General features: G+C 30.6%; 3 protein-coding genes and 1 pseudogene (1 of these 4 cut by a window edge). All 4 read right to left on the bottom strand.

Annotated features, from left to right (window positions below; translation table 11 throughout):
• Positions 1–1,571: DAK2 domain-containing protein (locus E7419_07850; GenBank protein MBE7015094.1), on the bottom strand; the 1,571-nt coding region annotated here is incomplete at its 3' end.
• Between the two features lie 2 nt (positions 1,572–1,573).
• Positions 1,574–1,921: an Asp23/Gls24 family envelope stress response protein gene (locus E7419_07845; GenBank protein ID MBE7015093.1), complete on the bottom strand. Its 348-nt coding sequence runs from the start codon at positions 1,919–1,921 to the stop codon at positions 1,574–1,576.
• 39 nt (positions 1,922–1,960) lie between these two features.
• Positions 1,961–3,835 (bottom strand): hypothetical protein, encoded by a 1,875-nt coding sequence (locus E7419_07840; protein MBE7015092.1) that lies wholly within the window; start codon positions 3,833–3,835, stop codon positions 1,961–1,963.
• A pseudogene (locus E7419_07835) lies at positions 3,832–4,875 on the bottom strand (hypothetical protein) (it continues 339 nt past the right edge of the window). The gene E7419_07840 and the pseudogene E7419_07835 overlap by 4 nt, the downstream one beginning before the upstream one ends.

Raw genomic sequence — 4,875 nt, 5'->3', positions numbered from 1 at the left:
TCTCCTCTGTATGGAGTAATATCACAGTCAGGATATTTTTCTTCAAGTTTTGCAACCATTTTATCAAGGTCTTCATCTTTGATATCTTCTCCTGCATAAACTGTGATAACTTCAGTTTCGTCATCAACTATTTTTGCAATTGATTCTAAAATTCCTTCTTCTATATCATTTGATACTCCCACAACTTTATCTTCAACAAGTTGCATAATATCGCCTTCTTTAATTTCTATGTCATTAACCATAGAATCGCGGACAGCGTAAGTAATCTGGGCAGTTTTAACATTATTTAAAAGTTCTAAAAAGCCTTGTTCAAGTTCTTCCTTATTAAGACTTTCATCATAAGCCATCATAACAGGGAAAACATGAGCCATACTCGTTGTAGGGATAATTATCAGTTCGCCCTCAAAGATTTTCTTCGCCTGTTCTGCTGCTAATATAATATTTTTATTATTAGGGAATACAAAAACAGTTTCTGCGTTTACCTCTTTGGCTTTGTTAAGGATATCGTCAGTTGACGGATTCATACTCTGACCACCTGAGATAACACCTTTAATTCCAAGTTCCTCGTAAATAGATTTAAAACCTTCGCCTGCGGCAACGGCAACAAATCCGTACTTGGTTTTTTCTTTTTTAAGCCTTTCTTCTTCCTTTTTTCTTAGTTCTTCGTTTTCATGACGCATATTGTCAATCTTAATATTTATTAAAGAACCGATTTTAAGACCAAATCCGATAGCCTTGTCCGGATCGTCAGTATGAACGTGAACTTTAACAATCTCATCGTCTTCAACAACTACAACACAGTCACCGATTTGTTTAAGTTTATCTTTTAACATTTCAGCCCCTCTGTGCTCTTTAACTATTATATATTCGGTACAGTAACCAAAAGTAATATCTTCTATATACTGACCTGCCTGAGATTCTTCCACACTTTCTTTGTTTTCTAAAAGAGGCATAATTTCGTTATTATCAAGGTAATGTTTCATACCCTCTAAAATAACCATAAGCCCCATACCGCCTGAGTCAACAACTCCTGCCTGTTTAAGTTTAGGTAAAAGTTCAGGAGTTTCAGACAGAACTTTATTACCGTTTTCTATAACTTTATTAAAAAATTCGCTTACAGTTTCACATTCAGGATAAATTTCCATCGCTTTTTCTGAAAGACCGCGCATAACAGTTAAAATTGTACCTTCGGTTGGTTTCATAACTGCACGGTAAGCAGACTCTGTGCCTGATTGAAAGGAAAGGGCAAGAGTTTCAATATCGACTTCGTCTTTTTCTTTAAATCCCTTTGCGATACCTCTTATAAACTGAGATAAAATAACTCCTGAGTTACCTCTTGCACCTCTTAAAGATGCAGAAGAAAGTTTTGCCCATATTTCTGAAACGGGTAAACCTTGCATATCGCAGATTTCCTTTGTTGCTTTAGAGAAAGTAAGGCTCATATTAGTACCTGTATCTCCGTCAGGAACAGGGAACACGTTAAGCCTGTTAATCTCTTCTTTTTTATTTTCAAGATTATTCGATGCTGAAACCAGCATATTTATAAATAAATCACCTTTTAATATATTCATAACTATTTGTCCATCCTTATTCCGTCAACATGAACATTGACCTTATTAACCTTAAGACCGAAAGAGTCATTTAAGGTATATGATAATGTTTCTAAAATATTGTTGGATATGGTTTGAATATTCATACCGTATGAAACATAAATGTGTATATCAATGATAAGACCGTTATTATACGAAACTTTAATAGCATCAGAAATATTATCGCCTGTGTCAAAGAAACTCTTCTTTGTTCTTCTGTGAGAAAGGCCTATAACACCGTAGCAGGAACAAGCGATATGACTTGCAATAGTTTTAATTGCTTTATCGCGTACACAAATCATTCCAAGTTCACTTTTAGTTTTAAAAAGCATAATAATTACCTCCTGTATATTAAAATACAATACACTATATTATAACCTATTTACATAGTCTTTTGCAAGTGGTAAATCAAAAATTCTTTTTTGAGATGTAAAAAATATAATCTGACTGTCAACATTTTTTATAAGATAATCAAATATTTTTTCGAAACGATTATCGTCAATTTCTAAAAAACAATCGTCTAAAATCAACGGGATTTTTTCATCCTTTGATATAAGTTTATATATTGCAAGCCTTAAGGCGAAGTAGATAAGAGAATCTGTGCCTTTTGAAAAATTTTCTTTAGGAATTATATTTTCTTCATCTACTCTTCGTATTTCACATAATAAATCGTCTTTTATATTAAAATAGTCTATTTTTTCGTCCATTATTTCGGATAAAATATTTTTTACCTCTTTGTTAAGATATGGAATGTAGGAAGATTTAAAACTGTCATTTGTAAGAGTAAAAATCTTAAGGGTATCGGCTATAATTTCTTCTTCCTCTTTTAACTTTTTGATTTTTTCCTCCAAGTCTTTTTTCTCTTCATTTAAAAGATAAAAGTCAGGCATATTGTTAAATGCGTTTTTCTTTTTTTCCAAAAGTGCATTTTTGGATATTGTAATTTCAGTAAGCCTTTTTTCTTCGGATGCAATCTTTTCTTTTAAAGTTTCTTCGCTGTCTGTAGGCTCGTTTAAAATTTTATATGAATATTCTTCCGAAAATGGCTCTTTTTTTGCTTCTAAAAATTCTATTTTTTGTTTAATAAGATTTTTTTCGTTTTCTTCTTTTAAATGATTTTCCTTATTTATGTTATATTCATCAACGCTTTTTATATTATATTTGTTAAGACAGGCTTCATATTCTGACTTTTTAGTTAATATGTTTTCATTAAGTTTTTTATTCTTATAAGAAATAATAAAAAATAAAGCGCCTAACAAAGAAAATGCCGAAAAGAAAATATTTAAAAATGAAAGTGCAGTTGATACGGTTATAATACCAAGCCCCAGAAGAACAAACATTAGAACTTTTTTAGGTTTTAAATCTACGCTTTCATAGTCCTTTAATTTTTTTAGTTCTTCTTCGGGAATGAGAGTAAACTCATTATTTTTAGTATTAAGTTCATTTTTAAGATTTTCTATATCATTTTGTAACCTGATTTGTTCTTTTGCTTTTTTATATTCTTTGTAAATTTTTAAGTACTCTTCCTTTTCCTTGTATGCCGACAGGTTTTTAGAAATAGTTTTTTCCTCTTTTTCCAAAATATCGGTCTTTTCATCAATTTCAGATAAAGAATTTCTTATATCAACAAGTTTATCAATTGAAAGGTTGACCTCATTTAGTCTTTCCTCAAGAGGAAAGATTTTTCCTGTGTCGGTTTTTCTTGCGTATAGATTAAGTGTGTCCTTCAAATCTTTTAAGACAGAACTTAAATCAACATCAAAAATGTTATTCTCGCTTTTAGAGAGTTTGTCATGAATGTCATCTCTTTTTTTGACTGCCATCGAAATATCTTCCAGGCTTTTTATAAAGCAAACCGAATCAAACATTTCTTCAGTTAAACTAAAAAAATACTCCCCACATTTTTTAGAATCAATATTTAATTCTTCGCCTGAATTTTCATTTATAACTTTTACTAAAGTTTTTGCATTGGTTTTTCCTAAAGTAACAAGCCCTTTTAACTTGCTCTGGTCAGACAGGGTAAAGGATACATCAAAAAGTCCCTTTTCTTCGCCTAAGGGAATATAGTTCTTTTTATATTTACATCCGCCGTTAAGTTCGGTATAGAAAAAAGTTTTAAGGGCAGTTGAAATAGTTGATTTTCCTGCCTCATTCTTTCCCATAAATATATTAAGGCGAGAGGAAAAATCAATTTCTTTATTTTCAAATTTACCGAATTTTTTTAAATATAATTTATCTATAATCATAATCGGCTTACCCCGTACTCAATAACTTTTAATATATAATCTTCGTCCTTATCGCAAAGATGCTCCAAAGCGTTTCTTACAAATTCACCTCTTACCGACTGCTCATTCTTAATAAGTTCAATATTATATTTTTTTGTAAGATTAAAATCAATTTTTATATAAAGTAAATCTTTTATAAGTTCGTTTATAATATATTCTTCATCGAGTAAAAGGTTGTCTTCTATATATCCTATAAATTTAATTTTAAAAAGGGTTTTTGATATATTGAAGTTTGAAATTTCATTTTTAATCAGAGAAACTATTTGTTCAAGTGAGGTTATAAGGTCTGCTTTTATAGTAATCTCTTTAAAATTATGTTCACATACCTTAATTTTTTCATACTTTAAAAAGCCTTTTTTTATTTCACCCAAAATTACGTATGTTTCTTCGGTTTCATTGAAAGTAAGTGCCTGAGGTGTACCCGAATAACCATAATATGTGCCGCCTTCATTATTAATGTCACACTCTGCGTGAATATGCCCCAAAGCAACATAATCCGCACCGCTTGACTTTATATCAGATAGAGTCATAGGGTTATAATAACTTTCTTTTATCAAATCTCCGTGAGAAAGTATAATATTTAATTTATCTTTATTTTCTATTTTATAATCTTTTAGTGAATTATCAAGTTTATGAGGTCCCAAAAAAGATATACCGCATATATCAAAATCATCAAATTTTTTAACGCTCATTCCTTCAGGGAATATATAAACATTTTCTGAAAATGTTTCAGTGTTAAAAATCCCGTCAACGATTTTAGGGTCATGATTTCCGCATATAATAAATATATTAAAGGTTGCCCTTTCAAATTCTTCTTTAACAAAGGATACAAGTTCCTTTGATACTTTAGGGGTATCAAACAGGTCGCCGGAAATTAAAAGAGCATCTATCTCTTTTTGGTTGCCAAGATCTATAATGTTTGAGAGCACTTTCTTCTGATTATCTTTTAGGACTTTTAATGTATCAGGAGAGTAAGAAGATGAGAATTTATAACCTAAATG

The sequence above is a fragment of the Oscillospiraceae bacterium genome, assembly GCA_015068525.1.
Taxonomy (GTDB): domain Bacteria; phylum Bacillota; class Clostridia; order UMGS1840; family HGM11507; genus SIG450.
This window is presented reverse-complemented; position numbering and strand designations above follow the sequence as displayed.